Genomic DNA, 20691 nt, shown 5'->3' on the forward strand with positions numbered 1-20691 from the left:
TTCAGCGATGCCACCGCGGAATTCGCGACGCTCGACGAACTCGCCGCCCGCTACGTCCGAGAGATCCGCGCCATTCAGCCGCACGGCCCGTACCACCTGCTCGGCTACTCCCTCGGCGGCACCATCGCGCACGCCATCGCGGCCCGACTCCGCCGCGACGGCGAGTCGGTCGCCACCCTGGCCATGATGGATACCCGCGTTGTCACCGCCCGTACCCCCCGCGTTTCCACCCCGACGATCACGCAGATGCTTGCCGAGTTCGGCGGAATCGCGATGCCGACGGATGCCGCCGACGTCAACGCCGAGGCCGCGGCCGAGTTGCTGCATCAGCAAGGTGGACTCTTCACCGCCGTCACCCCTGAGCATCTGGCGACCTTGCGCGACGACTACACCCGGCTCGTCGACCTCACCCGGAATCATCGGCCGACGCAGTTCGACGGTGATCTGATTTATTTCCGCGCCGCCGACGACACGGACGGCGGCCCCGATCCGGCCCTCGCATGGAACGACCTCATCACCGGCCGGATCACCGAACACCCCATTCCGGTCCGGCACGAACGGATGATCGAACCCGATTCGCTACGCGCAATCGGCTTCGTCCTCACCGACCACTTCCGCTCTGCCCGCAGCACGCAACCGGGGTCCATCACATCCGGAAGGACAGGCCGATCATGACCACCTCCCAAATCGTCGGGACCCGCTCCGGCGTCGAGCCAGTCAACCTATTCGCTACCGATGAGGCGACCCGCAGCGCCCTGCATCCCTGCGCCGCCGAACTACAGCGGTGGACGGTCGAATATCTGTGCCGACCGCACCCGGACCTCGGCCGAACCGGCGCGGTCTGTCCTTACACCAACCGCGCCGTCCGGAACCAGTTCATCTGGGCTGCCTTCGAAAGTCGTTCCATCGATGCCGACCGCATAGCCGCAATCATCGATGATCTGTACGACTTGTTCCCCGCCCTGCCACCGCAGGGTGAACCCGATGCCAAATCGAAGGCGGTCCTCGCGGTATTCCCCAACCTCACCGAATACTCCGACATCGACGATATTCAACAGGACCAGAAGTCTCGGTTCGTCGAAAAGGGTCTGATGCTCGGTCAGTTCTATCCGGGGTGCACCGCCCCGGGACTGCACAACCCGGACTTCCCCGCACTCGACGCACCACTACCCATGCTCGCCGTCCGCTACATGGCCCCCACCGACTTCCCATTCCTCAACTCCCGCCACGAATGGATGGACTCCTACCTCAAACTCTTCGCCCCCACAATCCCGAAATTCATCGCGTCCACCATGGCCGACAGACTTGTACAGGAACCCGAGGCATCGGACGGAGCTCTCTGAGGTTCACCGCGGCGACCAGGGCCGAACCGGAAACCTCGCGCCGAGTACGAGCATTGTGTGGATCTCGGGCTGGATATTCGTTGGTCAGGCGCGGCGGGCCAGCATCGCCAGCAGTAGTTCGGCACGTACGCGTGCGCTGTCGAGATCCACTCCGAGCAGGGTTTCGGCCATGCTGATCCGCTTGCGCAGCGTATGTCGATGTACCCCGGTCGCAGTTGCGGCTGATTCCCACTGCCCGTTCGCTTCGAGGAACGCGCGCAGCGCGGTCATCAGATCGGTGCCGTATACACGGTCGTGGTCGGCGAGTGGACCGAGCACGGTATCGCCGATCGATGCGAGCGCTTGTCGGGTCGCGTCGAACGACAATAGGGACCGTCCGGCGAGCGGGGCGAATTCCGCAGGCGCAGCGCCACGTTCGGCGGCGGACGCGGCGAGGCGGGCATTGGCCAGCGCGGTGATCAGATCGTGCACCGGATGTGGGTCGCTGATTCCGGAGCGGGTGAGTTTGCTTGTCGCGGTATCGATCTCGATCCGGTGCGCGACGGTTGTACCCGGGGTGCCCGGCAGTACCACCACGACTTCCCGGTTCAGGCTCTGCATGAACAGTGGTTGCCCGGTCCGAATTATCGCCGCCGTGATGGTGGTTCGGACCGCCTCGGCCGCGGCCTCGGTATCGCAGTCCACAACGAGCACGCGGATGCGTCCCTGTGCGTCGGCAGCTTCTGCCAATTGCGCCCACGCCGGGCCGAGGTCGGTGTCGCTGCTCAGCAGCAGTCCGAGTGCATGGCTGTTGAGCAGGTTTTGCGCGGCTTGCAGTCGTGCCGGTTTCTCGAAATCCAGCGCCAGCAGCGAGTTGGCGTGGCCGAGCAGGATCTGATCAGTGGGCCCGAGTGGTGCGTGGCCGACCACTGCGAGGGTGCCGTACCTGGTCGGGCCGACGCTGATGCGTTGGTGGGTGATCGTCGTCCCGGATGGAGCGGTCAGCACGCTGCTGGCCGCGCCCGGCGGCTCGGTGGCTATGGCCGTGCGCACCGTGCGCAACAGTTCGTCGTCCGGCGTGCCCGGATGCGTCGCGACGACATCGCCCGATGGATCCAGCATCAATACGGTCGCGGTGAGCGAGGTGGCCAATTCGCGCACCACGGCCGGTGCGCCCGCCCGGACCAATGCGCGGGTCATCCGAGGTTGGGCGCGGGAGGCGCGCAGCAGGGCTATGTGCTGCAACTCCGCCAACCGCGCGGTTACCCGTTTGACGATTGCCGCGAACGGCGTCGGCAGTGGCACATCGAATAGCGGAATGCCGATCTCGTCGGCGGCCGTGATCAGGTCGGGCGGGACTTCCTCATAGGTGAGGCCGGTGCCGAATCCGACTGCGGCGACACCGCGTTCGTCGAGTCCGCGCAGATATGCCGCGCGCTGCTGCGGCTCGGGCGGCAGCCGTATCCCGGTGGTGAGCACGAGTTCGCGACCCGACAGCCAGGGAAATGGATGCTCGAGTTCGGTAGTGAGTACCAGATCGAGTTCGCGGTCCACGCCGGTCGCGCCGCCCACCAACAGCAGCGCGAGATCGGATTGGGATAGCACCCAGCTAACCGGAACAGACACTGCCAGAAGTGTACAGAATGTCGATTGCTCGCCGATTGCCTATCCAACTCGGCACAAACGCGGAACCGGTGCAACCGATTGATCTGCTCGAGAGCGCGCATCGACTCGACATCCTGCATCAAGACGTGAAACTTCGTACGACGAGCCAGCATTGACCGACTTCGGCGGAAACCATCCTGCTGACCGCACATGCTCGCTGTTCGCGCAGTCGACGAAATGGCGCGTGACCGGACCGGGCTCGGCCGAAATGGCGATGGCGCATGACAGCGGCTCCACCGAGACTCGATGTAGACCTCCGACCCCCGATGGGAGCCCTCTGATGATCGAGATCGAGCACCGCCTGGCCCAGCGGCGCAATATTGTGACCGCTCTGCCCGGGCCGCGGTCGTCGGCGCTGGCCGATCGGCGCAAGGCCGCGGTGGCCGCGGGCGTCGGGTCGTCGGTGCCGGTCTACGCCGCCGACGCCGATGGCGGTGTCATTGTCGACGTCGACGGCAATTCGCTGATCGACCTGGGTTCCGGCATCGCTGTCACCGGTGTCGGCGCCTCGCATCCGAAGGTCGCCGCGGCCGTTGCCGACCAGGCGGGTCGGTTCACCCATACCTGTTTCATGATCACGCCGTATGAGGGCTATGTCCGGGTGGCGGAGGAGTTGGCCGCGCTGACGCCCGGCGACCACGAGAAGCGCACCGTGCTGTTCAACTCCGGTGCGGAGGCGGTGGAGAACGCGATCAAGGTGGCGCGGTTGGCGACCGGGAAGAGCGCGGTGGTCGCCTTCGACCACGCCTATCACGGGCGCACCAACTTGACCATGGCGCTGACCGCGAAATCCATGCCCTACAAGGCAAACTTCGGGCCGTTCGCACCGGAGATCTACCGGATGCCGAGCTCCTACCCGTACCGCGACGAGCCGGGGCTGACCGGGACAGCGGCCGCGCGGCGGGCCATTTCGCGGATCGAGGCGCAACTGGGTGCCGATGCGGTGGCCGCGCTGATCATCGAGCCGATCCAGGGGGAGGGCGGGTTCATCGTGCCAGCGCCGGGATTCCTTCCGGCACTGGCGGATTGGGCTCGACGCAACAATGTCGTGTTCATCGCCGACGAAGTGCAGACCGGCTTCGCCCGCACCGGGGCGTGGTTCGCCAGCGAGCACGAGGGTGTGGTGCCCGACATCATCACCATGGCCAAGGGCATCGCGGGCGGTATGCCGCTGGCGGCCATCACCGGGCGGGCCGCACTGCTCGACGCGGTCCATCCCGGTGGGCTCGGCGGCACCTACGGCGGCAATCCGGTCGCCTGTGCCGCGGCGCTGGCCACCCTGGAGGTGATGCGCGAGCTGGACCTGCCTGCCAGGGCGCGGGAAATCGAGGCGATGGTGGTGCCCGAGCTGCGGGCGCTGGCCGAGCAGATCGGCGTGATCGGTGAGGTGCGTGGTCGCGGCGCGATGCTGGCAATCGAGATCGTGCGGCCCGGGACGTCGGTGCCCGATCCGGTGCTCACGAAAGCTATTGCCGCCGAGGCGCTTTCCGCCGGAATGGTGCTGTTGACCTGCGGCACCCACGGCAATGTCATCCGCCTGCTGCCGCCGCTGGTGATCGGCGCGGATCTGCTCGCCGACGGCATCGATGTGCTGACCGAGATTTTGCGTCGCAAGACCGTTTCGAACTGATCGAGGAGAATCGACCATGCGTGATGTGGCCGCGCTGTTGGCTTCGCTGCCCACCGGGCTGTGGGTCGCGGGCGAACAAGTGCCTGCAACCGGGGGACGGACCTTCCCCGTGCACAATCCGGCGACGGGGGAGGTGCTCGTCGAGGTGGCCGATGCGTCGGCCGCCGACGGCGCTCTCGCATTGGATGCCGCTGTTCGTGCGCAAAAGGATTGGGCCGCAACACCTTCGCGGGTGCGGGCAGAAATTCTGCGGCGCGCCTGGGAACTGATGATCGAACGGCGCGACGACTTCGCGCTGCTGATGACCTTGGAGATGGGTAAGCCGCTCGCCGAGAGCTACGGCGAGGTCACCTACGGCGCGGAATTCCTGCGTTGGTTCGCCGAGGAAGCGGTCCGGGTCAACGGCCGCTACACGCACTCGCCGTCGGGCAACGGCCGCATCCTGGTCACCAAACAGCCGGTCGGCCCGACCCTGGCGATCACGCCGTGGAATTTCCCGCTGGCCATGGGCACGCGAAAGATCGCGCCCGCCTTCGCCGCTGGCTGCACCATGGTGGTCAAACCCGCCGCCGAAACCCCGCTGACCATGCTGCTGCTCGGCCAGGTCTGCACAGATGCCGGGCTACCTCCGGGTGTGCTGTCGATCCTGCCGACCTCGGCCGCAGCGCAGCTGACCGATCCGATGTTCGCCGACGAACGTCTGCGCAAGGTGACCTTCACCGGCTCCACCGGTGTCGGCAAACTCCTTCTCGCCCAAGCGGCTACGCGCGTTCTGCGTTCCTCCATGGAACTCGGTGGCAACGCCCCGTTCGTGGTGTTCGCCGACGCGGATCTCGATGCCGCGGTGGACGGGGCGATGGCAGCCAAGATGCGCAATACCGGCGAGGCGTGCACCGCCGCGAACCGCTTCCATGTCGACAACGCGGTACGCGAAGAGTTCACCGCCGCGTTGACCGCCCGGATGCGCGCGTTGAAAGTCGGTCCAGGCCATCTCGACGGCACCGAGGTCGGACCACTCATCAGCGAAAAACAACGCGGCACAGTCATATCCCTGGTCCAGGATGCAGTGGCCAAAGGCGCGGTCGTCACCACCGGCGGCGCGAGCCTGCCCGGCGAAGGCTACTTCTTCGCACCCACCGTGCTCGCCGACGTCCCCGCCGACGCGCGCATCCTGCGCGAGGAGGTATTCGGCCCGGTCGCCGCGATCACCGGCTTCGACGGCGAAGACGAGGGCATCGCACTTGCCAACAACACCGAGTTCGGCTTGGCCGCATACATTTACACCACCAACCTCGACCGAGCCTTCCGCGTCGCCGAGGCACTGGAATCCGGCATGGTCGGCATCAACCGAGGCATCATCTCCGACGTCGCCGCCCCCTTCGGCGGTGTCAAGGAATCCGGCCTCGGCCGCGAGGCAGGAACCGAAGGCATCGACGAATACCTCGAGACCAAATACCTCGCCCTCCAATAACCGGCCCGCCATCTGTCGGGGACAATCGACTGACCGATCGGCGGTACGGACCGTACGAGCCACGCGATGGGCCCCCAGCCGGTTTTCTTTAGGGTCAACTCCTTCAAGGAGGGTCACTCCTCGGTGCCCTTCGGCGGGCGGAAGTTGTCCGGCTACGGAGTCGACCGCAGCATCCACGCGCTCGACCATTGTTTCCGCATCGAAGGCGGCTGCGGAGCTCGAGGAATGCGGCCATGGTCGCGGCGGAGCGGTTGCCGTCCACCGAGGTGGGGCGGCCGATGGCAATGCCGGTCTGCACGTGCCCGCTCGACAGCGGCGTAGCTGACAGCTTCTCTCAGCGGTTCGGGTTGAATGGTTCGGTGCCGAGGACCAGCGAAAGTCCCGAGATGCCGGAATGCGCTCGGGCGTAGGAAAGTTCGTGGCTCAGGTCACCGATATTGTTGACGATCGGCAAACTGATGCCCACAGTCGACAGCGTGCCGAGGGCATAGCCGTTGCGGTCGAGGAAGGCGCTGCCGCTGTCGCCGGGTATCCCTGGTATGGGCGCGGTCACCGCGTGTGTCCAACCGGCGGTAGCAAGCCCGTCGGCATTGCTCTGGCCGGTCCGAGGCGACAGTTCGGCGATTCCGAACTGCAGGCTGGGGTTGCCGTAACCGTAAACGTGGTCACCGATGCCGGTTCCGGTGGTGTTGATGCCGACGGGACCACCCCAGTACGGCACACTCGGATTGACCTTGTCGAGGTCCTCGGCGGCGATCTTCACCAACGCGAAATCGTTGTAGGCGCAGGTATTGTGGTCCTGCTCGCCGTCCCGCTGCATGGCCAGCCAGCTGCTGTAGACCAGCTGACCGGTGCCGACGACATCACCCGGGAGCATGAGCAGGCCGCCACGGTTGAAGGTTACCGCGGTGCCGAGGGGGAGACTGTCGGCGGTGCAGCCGTTGGGGTCTTGCAGGTCGCCGATACCCGTACCCGCGCAGTGCGCGGCCTGACCGAGGTATACGTTGCCGACATTGTCGACGAAGGTGTAGTTCGCCGTGCACGGCCGCGCGCCCTGGGTGTTGGCCTGCACGCCGGGCGTTATGGTGGCGGACGCAGCCGACGCCCATCGGTGCCCCGACTTGTCTGCGGCAAGGGCGAATTGATCGGCACTACCGGCCCACGGCTGTGACGACGCAGCGCCGCATCCGGCAATGAGATGTGCGCCGGTGGCTACGACGACGGCGGTCACCGTGACCGCGAGCGCACGGTAGAGAGTGGATCGCTGCATGGGATATTTCCCTTCGCTGTGATGTTCGGCTGCTCTACTGCGGTGTGGCCTCGCGGTTATGGTGGCCATGCCGGTGTCAGTAGCTGGCATTTTGCTGAACGTCAATGAGATTGCGGGAGCGCGGTCGGCTGATAACAAGTTTCGGTGCATGCTGCGTGGACGCGAAATGGAGCCGGGCAGGCCGCGCAAGAACGATCAGGCGATGTGTGAGCGTACCTGAGGCAGGTCACCGAGATGGAGACCGGTGACCTGCCTTTTGATGTCACGTGTGGGTGCCGCCGCGAATCCAGTCGGCCCAGGGGACGCTCCAGTCGCCGTTCTGCCAGATGTCGAGGGGGTCGCCGCCGGTGTTGCGGACCTCGACGACGTCCCCGGGGGTGACGAAGTCGTAGAACCATGCGGCATCGTTGGGGGAGATGTTCAGGCAGCCGTGTGAGACGTTGGTGTTGCCTTGAGCCCACATGGTTGCGGCCAGTTCGTGCACGAAGATGCCGTCGTGGCTGATGCGGACCGCGTGGTTGATGCTCGTGCGGTAGCCGCCGGAGCTGGTCGGCAGGCCGTAGCTGGCGGAGTCCATGATCACCGGGTTGTTTCGGTCCAGCACGGTGTAGATGCCGGGGCGGGTCCAGAACGACAGGTATCTGCCACCGACGACCGCGGTGCCGCCCTTGCCCATCGATGTGGGCATGGTGCGCACCAGGTTTCCGTTTTCGAAGACCTGGATCTGTTTGGTGTCGTCGTCGGCGATCGCGACGTGCGCGGGGCCGATGATCACCGACACCTGTTGGTTGCGCAGGCCGTAGCGGCCCTCGCCGAGCGCGAGTCCGAAGAGTTCGGACTCGATGGTGATCCTGGTTCCCGGCGCGTAATACTGCTCCGGCCGCCAGTGCGCATTCTGATCGTCGAGCCAGTACCAGGCACCGGTGACGGCGGGCTGGGTGGTGACCGTCAGGTGGCGTTCCACGGCCGCCCGGTCGACGGGTTCGTCGAAATGGGCGACGAGCACGAAACCCACTCCGTAGGTGTCGTTTTCGGTCAGCTCGACGAGATTGGCCGAGCGCAGGGAGACGTCGATGAGCTGTTGCGGCTGTACCGTGGTGCAGGTTGTCGTCGCGGTGACGTCGCCGGTTTCGCCCTGCGCCACGGCTTTCGCGGTGTAGGTGTGTCCGTAGCCGAGTGGTTCGGCGCTGGTCCAGGTTCGATGATCGGGGGCCGGTGTGCCCGGCAGTGATCTGCCCGTTTCGTCGATCCATTCGACCGACCGCAGCGTCCCGTCGGTGACGGTGACCGTGCCGAGGGTGCGCGCATCGACGTCGTGGGTGCCGGGTGGGGGATCGAATCGGAGTGTGGCGGGTTTGGGGGGCGCGGGTTCCAGCCCGCATCCGGCCAGGGCGAGGCCACCCGCACCGGCGAAGCCGATCAGTAGCCGACGACGTCCCAATGCCACCACGTATCTCCCTTCGCTGGGTGCAGCAGGGCCGACCTCTGTCCGCCAGCATGTGGTAGCTACGCGATTGCTGGGACAATAATGAGCGGAATCTCCACCGATCCGTCGCACAACCGACACCGTTCCGCGATCGATCCGCGTGTTCGGGAAAGACACGTATGGGTGATCTGCAAGACCCGGACGGTCCACAGTCCGCTGGCGCGAATTGTCAGCTGCAAACCGGCTCAGGGCCGCACGACGGTGACCAGGCTGATCAATGACTGCTCGGCGGCCGGAGTGTGGCCGAGGTCGCGGATGTAGTCGTTGAGGTAGACGTGCTCACCGGTCCAACCGCGGTCGATGAACCACGCGGTGGCCTCACCGCGGGGGTCGTTGTAGATCAACCGCACCCAGTCCGCGGCCGCGTCGTCCTGTTCGGCCATCGCGGCCGCGGCCTCCGCGGGCAGCGGATCCATCTGCTCGATCGCGACCCGGCTGCCGGGCGCACTGAGCGAGACCGAACTCGCTGCCCCGCAGGGTGATCGGTCCGCGCTGAATCAGCCGCGCGTCACCGCAAATGTCCAAGGGTGGCTCAGGGTTGGCGTGGAGGAGGTTGGAAGTCGCTTATAGCCATATGGTGGTGGGCGTCGTACTGAACGTTGTCAAATTTTGCTGTGGAAAGATTGAGTGCCGGTGCGGGAGGTTTTGGTCGATCGAAGCGGTTCCTTTCAGGTTCGAGTTGCGAAGTTCGGCATCTTTTGAATTCGTACGAAGCAGGTTGCAATTGCTTATGTCAGTTTCGATAATAAGTCCACGAACCAGGCTTACCCGCGACAAGTCGCAGCCACTCATGACGTCGTCGGAGAAGCGTGTCCCATTAAGGTTTGTGCCATCCAGGTTAGCCTTCTCGAGTGTCGAGTACTCGATGGTCGACCCCTCGAGGTCGGCGTATGCGAATTGGCTTCGATAGAAATTTGCGCCCGTGATGCCGTGTCTATCGAAGGTCGCATTTGAATCTTGAATATGGTGATATGGCGAAGTAGTAAGCGTGTTGCGGCAATCGGTGTGCGGGGCGAGCATGACCCCATCGGTTCGCGATCGAGGGCCGTAAGGACTCGCTTGCCGACCGTTCGGCAACGACCTGTCACAGCCAGCGACGAAGCCGGCAGCAGACCATCGCAACTGCCATGACCCGAACTGTCCGACGGAATTTCCGATTCCCGTGGCCCGGACGGATGCCTCCGCAGACATCCATCTGACGAACACGGCCGCCGCTCGGTACGTGTAGCGTCGCGATTTCGGCGAGCAGGTTATCCAATTCGGGGTGACATAGGTAGATGTGCCGGAAAAAGGGAGTAGCGCACTACCCGTGTGACAGCGATGCGCGCATGCCATCCTCGAGCCACTCGGGGGTGTCTATAAGGGCAAACAACGACCGAGGAGATTTGTCATGGCGCCAATTCCTGTTCCGGATGGTCAACCGTCCGGTTATGTACACCCCGGCGACGGCACACAGCACGTCACGTACACGGCTGGAGATCGTATACACGAACTCTGGTGGAGCGGATTATGGCAGTACAGCGACCTGTCGGCCGCGGCGGCGGCGCCCATCGCACCGGCTGGTGTCGGTCGAGGCTACGTTCACCCCAACGGCACTCAGCATATTCCCTTCAGGGGTGCAGACTTCTTGGTGCATGAGTTGTGGTGGGACGGCAGCTGGCACTATAACAACCTGTCCAAAGCAGCAAATGCGCAATCTGGAGCGGAGGGAGCCGTTAGCGGTTACGTACATTCGGATGGTACGCAGCATGTTGTCTATGTGGGTCAACCAAACGGTGAGATTCACGAGGTGTGGTGGAATGGCGAATGGCATCAAGCGAATCTGACCGCACAGGCGAGCGCTCCGGTGAACACGCGAGCAAAGACCGTCCGCGGTTATGCCCATCCCGGAGACGGCACGCAACATGTCACATACCAGGGTTTCGACGGGCACATTCACGAACTGTGGTGGGATGGCGCGTGGCATCACGCCGACCTGACGGCGGCGTCAGGAGCTCCGTCGAACGTGAACAGCCTGCCACTCCCTTACGTTCATCCCGGTGATGGAACCCAGCACGTCACATATATCGCAACCAATGGCCATATACAGGAGTTGTGGTGGGCAGGTGGGTGGTCCCACGCCGATCTGACTGCTTCCTCGGGGGCTCCTGTTGGCGCAATCGATATCGGCCAAGGATATGTGCATCCCGATGGATCTCAGCACATTCCGTTCTTGACTTCCGACGGCGACCTGCACGAGCTTTGGTGGTCCGGCGGCTGGCATTATGCCGATCTCAGTGGGGCGCAGGTAGGCAACCTTGCCAAGAACATCGGACACGGGTACGCCCACCCCGGCGACAAGACGCAACACATACCGTTCAGGGCCACCGGACAAACCACGAACGGTCATCTATGTGAGTTGTGGTGGAACGGAACCTGGCGGTTCGCTGACCTCACGCAGGCAGTTGGTGGAGGTCCCTAGTGCTGCCGCTATGGGTTCGCTCGACCGGGCTCGCGTCACACGGGAGCTCGTCAGACCTTCGCGGCGGACACAGGGGAAAGCACGACGTTGTGAAATCACATCCATGGGCCCGGTCCGGAGCCGGGCCTATGGATACCCCTGGGGGTATAATTCAGTAGGGTGGCTCGGAACCGATGACCGCAGCCGAAATCGAGAAACTTCTTTTTAGGCCATCGCCTGAGCGAAAATCGCAGGTACAGAGCATGATTGGATGAATTCGAATGTCGAAACTACCTCGACACCAGGGCTGGTCCATCCCGCGACTCGTACCGTTGCTTGCGGGCACTTTCGTGCTGATCAGCACGCTGCTGGCCGCGGTGGTCTCGCCATGGTGGCTGATATTCACTGGGTTCATCGGCGCGAACCTGCTGCTCTACGGCGCTGTGGGATGGTGCCCGTCGACGCTGCTGCTACGGCGACTCGGCCTTCCCGACGGCTCGACGCCCCGAGCCCGTCCCACCGCGCCGTCGGCGTGAACCGCTGGAGGCCATGATGGGTTGATGAGGCGACGCGATGATGGCTTGGGGTCGGCAGCGGCGGACGCAGCGCTCGCGGCTGGTTCGGTGATGTCGGTTGCCGCGGCTGCACCCGCGGCACGAGAGATCCGGGTGCTGGCATTGAACACGTGGCACAGCGGCAGCAAGATCGCCAATGGTATTCAGCTGATCGCCGATCTCGTCATCTCGACACAGGCCTCGATTGTGCTGCTCTCGGAGGCAACCCAAGCGACCACGGCCGTTGCGGCCGAACTGGCGCGGCGGGGGCGCGAATTCAACGCGGTGCCCTCGCACGACACGGGAATTCTGTCGGTGTTTCCGGTCCAGGACAGCGCCGATCTGCAATGGATGGTCAAGGCGCGGTTGGATATCGACGGAAAGCGCCTCACCGTCTACTCCGCGCATCTCGAGTACCGCTGGTATGCCTCCAACCTGCCCCGAGGGTACGGACCGGGGGCCCCGGCGCCGGGCGAGTTCGCCGAACACGAGTGGAACAAGCTGCCGGGCGGTCCGGTGACCGACCCTGCCGCGATCCAGCGCATCAACACGGCCTCGAGCCGCCCCGCGGTCATCAGCAACTTTCTCGCCGATGCGAAAGCCGAGATCGCCGCTGGGGCTTCGGTCATCATGGGTGGCGACCTGAACGAGCCGTCCCTGCTGGATTGGACGTCTGCCACAGCGAACTCGTTCGACCACAACGGTGTGGTGTCGGCGTGGGAGACCACTCGACGCCTGCATCAAGCTGGTTTCATCGATGCCTACCGATCGATGTACCCGGATCCAGCTACCCATCCCGGACTCACCTGGCCCTCGGACAACGTCGATGTGGATGTCTCCGAGCTCGCCTGGGCTCCTGAGGCCGACGAACGCGACCGCGTCGACTACATCTTCGCCCGTGGTGCCGCGCTGCGCCTGTCCGGCGTCGGCATCATCGGCCCGCGCGCGTCCATCGTGCGCGGTACCCGATTGCCGGAATCAACCCAGGACAATTTCCTCGCCTCGCCAGCGCAGTGGGGCAGCGACCACAAGGGCATCCTCGCGACATACCAACTCAGCGACGGACAGAGCGGATAGGGCGCGCGCCGCCGCCCGGGGCTGACCCACCGACCGAAGAATGGCGGCCTGGACGACGTCTTCCACGGTCTGGTCGGATCGGCAGCAATCGCGCCTCCGGCTGTAGGTATGGTTGCGTACGTCAGGTCTCGAGCGAGTGTGCGGGCGCGGCGAGATCGTCGGATCGACATTGCGGTGTGCCGGATCAGGCACCGATACATTCCCGAATCCGGTGCTCAGGGACTTATTCTGCCCATGTGACAGAGCAACTGGCGCGCCCAGCGCGACCATTCCGGCGGCGGATGGTGCTGTTGGCCGTCGGTGCGGTGCTGGCTGCGGGGGGAGCTGCCACCCGACCGTTCAGTTGGTCGGCAACCGTGCTGGTGGTGGCGACGACGGTTGTGGTTTTGGTACTGGCTTTCCGGGCGGGGTCCGAGCAGATTCCACGTACCGCCCGGCTGCGGCGCGGAGTGGCCGTCTGGTCGATGCTGCTGGTCTGGGCGTCGGCATGGGAGGTCTATGCCTTTGTGCGGCAACCGGATCTGACCCGGCCGAGCGAGGTACACCCGACCTTGTCGACGCTGCTGGATTCGGCACTCGAGCATGGGCCGCTGCGGTTCGTCGGATGGCTGGTGTGGCTGGGGGTCGGCTGGTGGCTGGTGTCGAGATGAGCGATCGAGTGATCGTCATCATCGGGTTCGTGCTGGTGCTAATGGTCACGCTCGGCGTGGTCGTGGTCACGCATGTGCGCCGGGATCTGATTGCGCCCGTGGGGGAAACGGTCGCGTACCTCACGCGCACTCGGGTGGCGAGGATTGCCGCTGTGCTCATCTGGGCATGGGTCGGCTGGCACTTTCTCGCGCGGTAGGGGCAACCGTGACGATGCTGGCGCAGGTGAAACCCGCGATACGTCCGGTCTCGGATTCCACCGCATCGAATGGCAGGAAGTCGGACTCGCCGGCCAGCGATAGCTACCGTCCGATGTGATCCGGCTGCGGGGAACCTACGTCAACCTTCGGGCACTGCTCACCCACCAGTGCAAATACCAGGCGCGGATTGAAGGCGCGGTCATCGCTGATCGGGCATACGACCGGGACCTCGATAACGCGGCATAGGGGCGGCATAGCGGGACCGTCGACAGCCGCGGGCGGGGCGGCGAATCAGTCGGATGACACTGGGTTGACGTATTCCAGTTTCGGTAGGGTCGCGGCGGGTCCGCATGTCGCACGGGACCCGGAGAAGGGACACCCCACCATGCCACTGATCGGCCGAGACACCGAGCTGAAAGACCTGGGCGCGCTCGTGGACGGCCCCGGCGATCGGAGCGGAATTGTGATCGAAGGGGAACCGGGTATCGGTAAGTCGGCGCTCGTCGACGAGACGGTGGCAGCCGCGGCCGTCGCGGGATTGCGGGTGCTGCGGACCGCGGGGGTCGAAGCCGAACAGAACCTTGCCTACGCCGGACTGCATCGGCTGCTGTATCCCCTCCGCCGCGGGATGGACGCCCTGCCCGTGCGCCAATCGGACGCGCTGGCGACCGCTTTGGGCGTGTCGGACACCATCGGCGATCCGAGTCCGTACCTCGTGGGGCTCGGCGCACTCACATTGCTGACCGATGCGGCGGGCGAGCAGCCGCTGCTGATCGTCGCCGAAGACGTGCACTGGCTCGATGCCGCCAGCGCCGATGTGCTCGCCTTCCTCGCCCGCCGCATCGACACCGAACCCGTGGCTGTACTTGCCACCCTTCGAGACGGCGATACGCCGCTCTGCGACGCGGGACTGACCGCCATGAGAATCGGTCCACTGTCCGACGACGACGCGACGGCGCTGCTCGACAACACGGCACCGGAACTGCCCGCGCCGGTCCGCCGCCGCGTACTCGCCGAGGCCCAGGGGAATCCACTCGCACTGACCGAACTGCCCACGGCCGTCACGGATCGCACCGAACTCGCCGCTGCCCTGCCGTTGACCGAACGCCTCGAACAGGCGTTCTCCGCGCGGTGCGCCGCGTTGCCTGCGCGAAGCCGTGACGCGTTGCTGGTCGTGGCGCTCAACGACAGCGACTCGCTCGCCGAAACACTCGCTGCCACCGGCATTCTGCTGGGCTGCACCGTCGAGCCCGAGATACTCACGCCCGCGATGCAGGCACGGTTGATCGGAATCGGTTCCGGCACTGTGACCTTCCGGCATCCGCTGGTGCGGTCGGCGCTCGCCGCGACAGCGACGATCGAGCAGCGCCACCGCACCCACCGCGCGCTGGCCGAGATACTCGGCGAGCTGCCGGATCGCCAGGTATGGCATCGTGCGGCGGGCGCATCGGTCCCCGACGAACAGGTCGCCATCGAACTCGAGGACGCCGCCGAACGGGCGCGACACCGCGGGGGCGCGGTCGCGGCGCTGGAGCAGGCCGCGGCGCTCAGCGACAGTTCGGTGCGGCGTGCGGACCGGCTGCTACGGGCGGCCGAACTGGCCGTCGACTCCGGCCGCCGCGACACCGCCGAACGACTGGTGCACACCGCGCGCACGCTATCCCTGACACCGCGACAGGAGAGCACCGCGCACTGGCTGCTCAGCGGATTCGACGACGGAATACGCGAAAATCCATCGCGCATAGGTGAACTGGCCGACCTGGCGGCATCCGTCGCCGTCGACGGGCACACCGATGCCGCGATGCGGATCCTGTGGGGCGCGGCCATGCGGTGCTTCTGGTCCGAACCCGGACCCGACACCCGCCGCGCGCTGCTCGCCGTCGCCGACGCACTCCCCATCCCTGGCAGCGACCCCCGCCTGGTCGCGGTCGACGCATACGTGGCTCCCTTCGAACGCGGCGACCGCGTCCTCGGCCACTTGCACGCCTTGGCCTCGACCACCGGACGCGATCCGGAAGTGGACCGGTTCCTGGGCAGCGCGGCACTCCAAGTGGGCGCCTTCGACCTCGCCGCCCACTTCTCCAACGCCGCCGCACCCGGACTGCGCGCCGCTGGGCGGCTGGGGCTGCTGCCCCGCGCACTCACGGTCCACGCCTGGAGTCTGACCCGGCTCGGTGATCTCGCCACCGCGACGCCCATTGCGGCCGAGGCCGCGGCCTTCGCGCGCGAGACCGGCCAGCCGTTCATGCACGGACTGGCCACCGCCGTGCAAGCCGAAATCGCCGCGCTCCGTGGGGACTACCCGCACGCCATCGCGCTCACGGCGGAGGCCGAGCGGATCGGGCTGGCCGCCGGTGCGCGCCCCGTGCTGGCCACCGTCCAGCTCGCGCGCGGGCTCACCGCGCTCGGCGAAGGCCGGTTCGACGACGCCTTCGCCGATCTGAGCCGGATCCACGATCCGCATGATCCGTCCCATTCACCGGCGCTGCGCGCGTATTTCCTCACCGAACTCGCCGAGGCCGCGGTGCGCGCCGGACAGGTCGACGCCCTGCGGGAACTGCTGCACGGACTGGAACCGGCGGCGGCGTCCACACCGTCGCCCGCCCTGCACATCGGAATGCGGTACACGCAGGCGGTACTCGCCACCGACGCGGCCGAGGAGCGGTTCGCCGCCGCGCTGGCGGCCGACCTCACCGGCTGGCCGGCCGAACGTGGCCGGCTGCACCTGGCCTACGGCGAATGGCTGCGGCGACAGCGCCGGGTTGTCGAATCCCGGACCCATTTGCGCACGGCCAGAGAGACTTTCGACGCCCTGGGCTTTGTGGCCTGGAGCGAACGGGCACGCCTGGAACTGCGCAGTGCGGGCGAATCGAGCCCGGACCGCAGCCCGGACGCCCGAGAACGGCTCACCCCGCACGAGCTGAGCATCGCGCACCTGGCGGCGCAGGGGCTGACCAATCGGGAGATCGGGCAACGGCTCTACCTGTCGCATCGGACCGTCAGCACCCATCTGCATCGCATCTTCCCGAAGCTCGGGATCAGTTCGCGCAGCGATCTGGCGGCACTGCTGCCGCTCGGTGACGCGAGCCGGTAATACCGGCAGTTGCACGGTCTACCGACACCGATCGGTGGCGGTTGAGCTCGGCGGAGGCCCCGCACCCGTTCGCCCGGGCGATCAACCCTTTTCGCCGGGAAGTGCTAGTTGCTGTACACCCGACTCGGTTCGATGAGGACCGCGGCGCGGCGCTCCGCCGCCATCACGCGGTCGTACTCGTCCCAGTCGTCGTGCTTACCGCCGGCAGCGGTGAACACATTGCGCAGCAGCAGGCGCAGCCCTTCGGCGTCGATCCATGGCTGCGGATCGTCGGGACCGACGATGTGGGCCCGACCCTCGACCGTCGCCCATGCCCAGCCTTGCCTGAAGGTGGTGGTCACCTGTGGTCGGACACGTAGATTGGCAAGTTTCACCTTGCCGTAGGTAACGAAGCCCAGGACCGGCTGGCCCGACAGGGGATGAGCCAGCAGTCCGACATTGACCAGGGTGGAGTGGATGGTGTCGTCGGGCCGGAGGGTGGAGACGACGGCGAGCCCGTTCTCATCACGAGCCAGCTCAGCCGCCTGTGCCAGTGTGGTCATCACATCTCCCATGGTTGTGTGCCCAGCCGATCGTCGCATGCTTCCTGTGCCTTTTAGAACAATGCTCCGGCCGCTCCTATTCGATGCTGACCATCGGAGCATCGCGAACACCGCTCATGACTGGTTCGGCCGCTGCTGCCTGCGCGAACTGATCGAGACCGCTCCAGGACATCGGCGGCCTACAGCCGCACGTTTCCCCGAGATCGAGCTGGACATCGATGGCCACGGGGCTCGCGTCGGCAGCGATGTCCGTACTCAGCACTGCGGTGAGGGCCGTGCGGGCGATTGTGTCGATGGGCTGCTGCACCGTGATGGGGACCAGCTGGCCGTAGGTGTTGGTGCGGTCGCCGTCGCAGCCGACGACCGAAATGTCCTGGGGGATACGCGCTGTCGTGTCGATGATGGCACGCAGCGCCGCGGCGGCTCGGCCGTAGCGTGCCCACGACCAATCGGCTGGCGGGTCGGGTTCATTTCGATCACGTCGATCACCCACATCAGCATCCGATTCTGGGCAGGGCGACTACCGCGGGTGGCGGCGACGCATGGTCATTACGCCGGTGACCCATCCGACCGCGAACATAATCAGCAGGATCAGCCACAGCGGTGAGCGAATAGTGATCAAAAGGAATTCGATGGAGACCTTGTTACGGTTCTCGGCGACGAAGATGACCGCCATGACCGTGACTGCGAGGGCAACCCATTGCGTTGGTGAGATACGGGACAGTATCGAACGACTCTCAGTGCTGTTCATACGACCAAAGTATGACGCTGGTCGCAATGGGCTCAGGGAATGCCGTGCAGACATTCTGCATACTGGAGCGCGTTCAGTCCGCGGGGGCGGCGTCTTCGATGTCGGCCTTGGTGATCGAACGGACGACGGGGCGCAGAATCGCGACTACCCGGTCCGGGTCGGCCTCGGCGAGGTGATCGAGCTTGACGAGATGGCGGCACAGGACGATGCCGATCAGCGCGGCGCTGACCACCTCTGCGCGCAGATCGGCTTCCGCACCAGGTATGGCGTCGCTGATCTGATCGTTATAGATACGCGAGGAGGTGCGGATCTCCTCGGCGGCCTCGGGGTGGGTGAGCATCGACCGCAGCATGGCCAGCGAGGTAACCGGTTCCTCGATCAGAGAGTCGCGCAGTCTGTCGAGCAATTGCTCGGCGACATCCGCAGCGCTGCCCCCGGCGAGCAGTGCCGTTCCGGACCCGATAGCGCTCAGGAACAGCTGCTGTTTGCTGCCGAAATAATGGATGACGAGTCCGGGATCCACGCCCGCGGCGGTGGCGACCGCGCGGATGGTGGTGCGGTCGTAGCCGGATTCTGCGAACAACGTGCGAGCGTGGGCGAGGATCCGCGCCTCGGTATTGCGTCGCTGCTCGGCCCGCGAAGTGGGCGCTGGGGGGTTGCTCACGCGGGTCATTCTACGGGCGTTGATCAGGGCGACTTTTCGTTCTACGCTCGTTGTATCAATGATTCAACGAGCGTTGAATGAAAGGTGGTTGACATGAGCCGACCCGGTGTCGAGAGCCCGCTACAGGTCTTGGAGCAGCGAAACAAGGCGATCCTCGCCAACGACATGCACGCGTTCGTGGACCTGTTCGCGGAGGACGGCGTCATCGAGATGCCGTTCACTGCAGGCGAATTGCCTGCTCAGCTGGCAGGTAAGGAGGCAATTCGGGCATACGCGATCGACGCCGACCGCGGTGGGTTCCGTCTCGACGAACTGCGTGTACACCAGACCCACCAGACCGCCGATCCGGAGGTCGTGATCGTCGAACTGACCTCCGTCGGACGCGTCACGTCGACCGACCAGCCGTTCAAAGTGCCCTGTATTCAGGTCTTCCGGATCCGCGACGGGAAAATCGTGTTGTTCCGTGACTATGTCGGCCACGCGTTCCTACCGGACCTGAGCTGAGCCTCCCAAGCGGACTTCGGGTAGCGCTCTGGGCACATTCCTGCCGCCTCGAGCGCATCCTGGTCGAACTGTTCGGACCTATGATCGTGTCTCACGTTGTGTAACGAGATGGGTTGCACTGGTTGATGTTTGGGCGTGACTGATGTTTCGGTCCGACTGATGTCGGACGAGTTGTGGGAGATCGTGGAGTCGTTGTTGCCGGAGTTCACCGCTCGCCGCCAAGGTGGCGGTACCGCTCCGGTCGAGCAGCGGGCGGTCTTCACAGCAGTGGTGTACGTGCTGGCCAGCGGTTGTGTGTGGCGGATGCTGCCGGATCAGTTCGGGGTGAGTGTGCCCACGGCCCATCGCCGGTTCAGCATCTGGACTCGGGCGATCCGCCGCCCAGCCGATCGGGTCGACCTGATGACGCAGCTGCCTGTAGCGCGGTTGCTGTGTCGGGTGCCGGTGGCGGATCCGCCGGTTCAGTGGCGGATCCGCCGAGGCGAAGCTAGGACCCGGTGGGCGGCTCGCCGACGGTGACGTTGGTGTCGATGACGCCGAAAACCTCGCCCTGTGGCGCCTTCAGCACCCCCATGCGGCCGAACGGGCTGTCCTGGGGACCCATCATGAGCGTGGCGCCGAGTTCGGTGGCGCGTTTGATTGCTGCGTCTACATCGTCGTACTGGAACCAGGTGAGCCAGTAGCTCATACCCTCGCCGGGCTCCTTGCTGGAATCCATCAGGCCGCCGACGCTGTCGGCGCCGCTCGGCGTGGTGAAGGTGGAGTAGATGAACTGGTCTCCGTCGCCGATCTCGGCGTAGCTCCAGCCGTACACCTTGCGGTAGAAGTCCTGTGCGGCCTGGTAGCCGCTGGTGTGCAGTTCGTTCCAGCAGTAAGTGCCGTGTTCGTTGTAGACGCCAGCGCCGGTATGCGCCTTGGCTTCCCACACGCCGAATACGCCACCCGTGGGATCGGCGGCGACGAACATCCGCCCGACGTCCATGACATCGAACGGCGGCATGAACACCTGCCCACCCGCCGCGGTGACCTTACCGGCGATATCGTCGGCACTGTCCGCGGCAAAGTAGGTGGTCCACGCCGACGGCATCGGCATACCCTCGGGCTTCGGGCCGATACCCGCAGCGGGCTTGCCGTTGCGCAGCGCCATCAGATAGCCGCCCGCTTCGGCTGGGCTGTCCTGGATCTCCCAGCCGAAGAGATTGGCGTAGAACTCGCGGGCCTTGTCGGTGTCGTCGACCTGACAGTCGACCCAACACGGTGTGCCCTGTGGCCAAGCGGAGTCACGAGTGGGCATGGTTTGTCTCCTTAATCGAGGGCGGATCCGCCGCGCCGAATCTAGGCGGGCGGCCTTGCACTGTTTCGAAAAAAGGGGA

At 65.4% G+C, this 20691-nt stretch carries 21 protein-coding genes and 1 pseudogene; 12 read left to right on the top strand and 10 right to left on the bottom strand.

All coding sequences use genetic code 11. From position 1 onward, the window contains the following. Positions 1–675, top strand: a 675-nt coding sequence (locus ABZ293_RS27205) for an alpha/beta fold hydrolase (protein WP_355185148.1), incomplete at its 5' end; no start/stop codon positions are given. Further along, positions 672–1343, top strand: a complete 672-nt coding sequence (locus ABZ293_RS27210) for a DUF6875 domain-containing protein (RefSeq protein ID WP_355185150.1) — start codon at positions 672–674, stop codon at positions 1341–1343. The genes ABZ293_RS27205 and ABZ293_RS27210, both read left to right, overlap by 4 nt. An 84-nt stretch (positions 1344–1427) precedes the next feature. On the opposite strand, the gene ABZ293_RS27215 is transcribed toward ABZ293_RS27210, so the two are convergent. Beyond that, positions 1428–2948 (bottom strand): PucR family transcriptional regulator, encoded by a 1521-nt coding sequence (locus ABZ293_RS27215; RefSeq protein ID WP_355185152.1) that lies wholly within the window; start codon positions 2946–2948, stop codon positions 1428–1430. A 319-nt stretch (positions 2949–3267) separates the two neighbouring features. Here ABZ293_RS27215 and gabT point away from each other — a divergent pair, with 319 nt between their 5' ends. Together gabT and ABZ293_RS27225 are read left to right on the top strand one after the other, a co-directional pair. Then, positions 3268–4617, top strand: coding sequence for a 4-aminobutyrate--2-oxoglutarate transaminase (gabT, locus tag ABZ293_RS27220; protein ID WP_355185154.1), 1350 nt, complete (start codon positions 3268–3270; stop codon positions 4615–4617). A gap of 16 nt (positions 4618–4633) precedes the next feature. Then, complete coding sequence (locus ABZ293_RS27225) at positions 4634–6088, top strand: NAD-dependent succinate-semialdehyde dehydrogenase (protein ID WP_355185156.1); 1455 nt, start codon at positions 4634–4636, stop codon at positions 6086–6088. A gap of 334 nt (positions 6089–6422) precedes the next feature. Here ABZ293_RS27225 and ABZ293_RS27230 read toward each other — a convergent pair whose 3' ends face one another. The 4 genes from ABZ293_RS27230 to ABZ293_RS27245 all read right to left on the bottom strand — a co-directional run bounded on the left by ABZ293_RS27230 (position 6423) and on the right by ABZ293_RS27245 (position 10179). Next, positions 6423–7358, bottom strand: coding sequence for a hypothetical protein (locus tag ABZ293_RS27230; protein WP_355185157.1), 936 nt, complete (start codon positions 7356–7358; stop codon positions 6423–6425). A 262-nt stretch (positions 7359–7620) separates the two neighbouring features. Then, the gene (locus tag ABZ293_RS27235; RefSeq protein ID WP_355185159.1) at positions 7621–8805 is read right to left on the bottom strand and encodes an Ig-like domain-containing protein; all 1185 of its coding nucleotides are present in this window, start codon (positions 8803–8805) and stop codon (positions 7621–7623) included. 224 nt (positions 8806–9029) lie between these two features. After that, positions 9030–9260 (bottom strand): hypothetical protein, encoded by a 231-nt coding sequence (locus ABZ293_RS27240; protein ID WP_355185161.1) that lies wholly within the window; start codon positions 9258–9260, stop codon positions 9030–9032. A gap of 148 nt (positions 9261–9408) precedes the next feature. Beyond that, positions 9409–10179 carry a pentapeptide repeat-containing protein gene (locus tag ABZ293_RS27245; RefSeq protein ID WP_355185163.1) on the bottom strand — a complete coding sequence of 257 codons (771 nt, stop codon included), beginning with the start codon at positions 10177–10179 and terminating at the stop codon, positions 9409–9411. Positions 10180–10234: 55 nt separating this feature from the next. Here ABZ293_RS27245 and ABZ293_RS27250 point away from each other — a divergent pair, with 55 nt between their 5' ends. The 6 genes from ABZ293_RS27250 (at position 10235) to ABZ293_RS27275 (ending at position 16857) form a co-directional block, all read left to right on the top strand. After that, positions 10235–11305 (top strand): hypothetical protein, encoded by a 1071-nt coding sequence (locus ABZ293_RS27250; RefSeq protein WP_355185165.1) that lies wholly within the window; start codon positions 10235–10237, stop codon positions 11303–11305. Positions 11306–11565: 260 nt separating this feature from the next. Beyond that, a complete protein-coding gene (locus ABZ293_RS27255; protein WP_355185167.1) occupies positions 11566–11820 on the top strand; it encodes a DUF2892 domain-containing protein in 255 nt (84 codons plus the stop codon). Positions 11821–11844: 24 nt separating this feature from the next. Further along, positions 11845–12915: an endonuclease/exonuclease/phosphatase family protein gene (locus ABZ293_RS27260; protein WP_355185169.1), complete on the top strand. Its 1071-nt coding sequence runs from the start codon at positions 11845–11847 to the stop codon at positions 12913–12915. Between the two features lie 236 nt (positions 12916–13151). Then, the gene (locus tag ABZ293_RS27265; protein WP_355185171.1) at positions 13152–13565 is read left to right on the top strand and encodes a hypothetical protein; all 414 of its coding nucleotides are present in this window, start codon (positions 13152–13154) and stop codon (positions 13563–13565) included. Continuing rightward, positions 13562–13762: a DUF6186 family protein gene (locus tag ABZ293_RS27270; protein WP_355185173.1), complete on the top strand. Its 201-nt coding sequence runs from the start codon at positions 13562–13564 to the stop codon at positions 13760–13762. Before ABZ293_RS27265 ends, ABZ293_RS27270 begins: the two co-directional genes overlap by 4 nt. Before the next feature lie 311 nt (positions 13763–14073). Then, positions 14074–16857 carry an AAA family ATPase gene (locus tag ABZ293_RS27275; RefSeq protein WP_355185175.1) on the top strand — a complete coding sequence of 928 codons (2784 nt, stop codon included), beginning with the start codon at positions 14074–14076 and terminating at the stop codon, positions 16855–16857. A 104-nt stretch (positions 16858–16961) separates the two neighbouring features. Here ABZ293_RS27275 and ABZ293_RS27280 read toward each other — a convergent pair whose 3' ends face one another. The 4 genes from ABZ293_RS27280 to ABZ293_RS27295 form a co-directional block, all read right to left on the bottom strand. Beyond that, positions 16962–17399, bottom strand: coding sequence for a TIGR03618 family F420-dependent PPOX class oxidoreductase (locus tag ABZ293_RS27280; protein ID WP_354953218.1), 438 nt, complete (start codon positions 17397–17399; stop codon positions 16962–16964). Between the two features lie 76 nt (positions 17400–17475). Continuing rightward, a complete protein-coding gene (locus ABZ293_RS27285) occupies positions 17476–17892 on the bottom strand; it encodes a substrate-binding domain-containing protein (RefSeq protein ID WP_355185177.1) in 417 nt (138 codons plus the stop codon). A gap of 27 nt (positions 17893–17919) precedes the next feature. Then, a complete protein-coding gene (locus tag ABZ293_RS27290) occupies positions 17920–18150 on the bottom strand; it encodes a hypothetical protein (RefSeq protein ID WP_355185179.1) in 231 nt (76 codons plus the stop codon). Between the two features lie 73 nt (positions 18151–18223). Then, positions 18224–18814, bottom strand: coding sequence for a TetR family transcriptional regulator (locus ABZ293_RS27295; RefSeq protein ID WP_355185181.1), 591 nt, complete (start codon positions 18812–18814; stop codon positions 18224–18226). 93 nt (positions 18815–18907) lie between these two features. On the opposite strand from ABZ293_RS27295, the gene ABZ293_RS27300 reads away from it, so the two are divergent. Together ABZ293_RS27300 and ABZ293_RS27305 are read left to right on the top strand one after the other, a co-directional pair. Further along, positions 18908–19318 (top strand): nuclear transport factor 2 family protein, encoded by a 411-nt coding sequence (locus ABZ293_RS27300; protein WP_355185183.1) that lies wholly within the window; start codon positions 18908–18910, stop codon positions 19316–19318. Positions 19319–19477: 159 nt separating this feature from the next. Continuing rightward, positions 19478–19681, top strand: a pseudogene (locus ABZ293_RS27305) (transposase); the annotation flags it as partial. A gap of 124 nt (positions 19682–19805) precedes the next feature. On the opposite strand, the gene ABZ293_RS27310 reads toward ABZ293_RS27305, so the two are convergent. Further along, positions 19806–20612, bottom strand: a complete 807-nt coding sequence (locus ABZ293_RS27310) for a VOC family protein (protein ID WP_355185185.1) — start codon at positions 20610–20612, stop codon at positions 19806–19808. Positions 20613–20691: the final 79 nt, after the last annotated feature.

This window comes from Nocardia sp. NPDC005998 (genome assembly GCF_040614395.1).
Taxonomy (GTDB): Bacteria; Actinomycetota; Actinomycetes; order Mycobacteriales; family Mycobacteriaceae; genus Nocardia.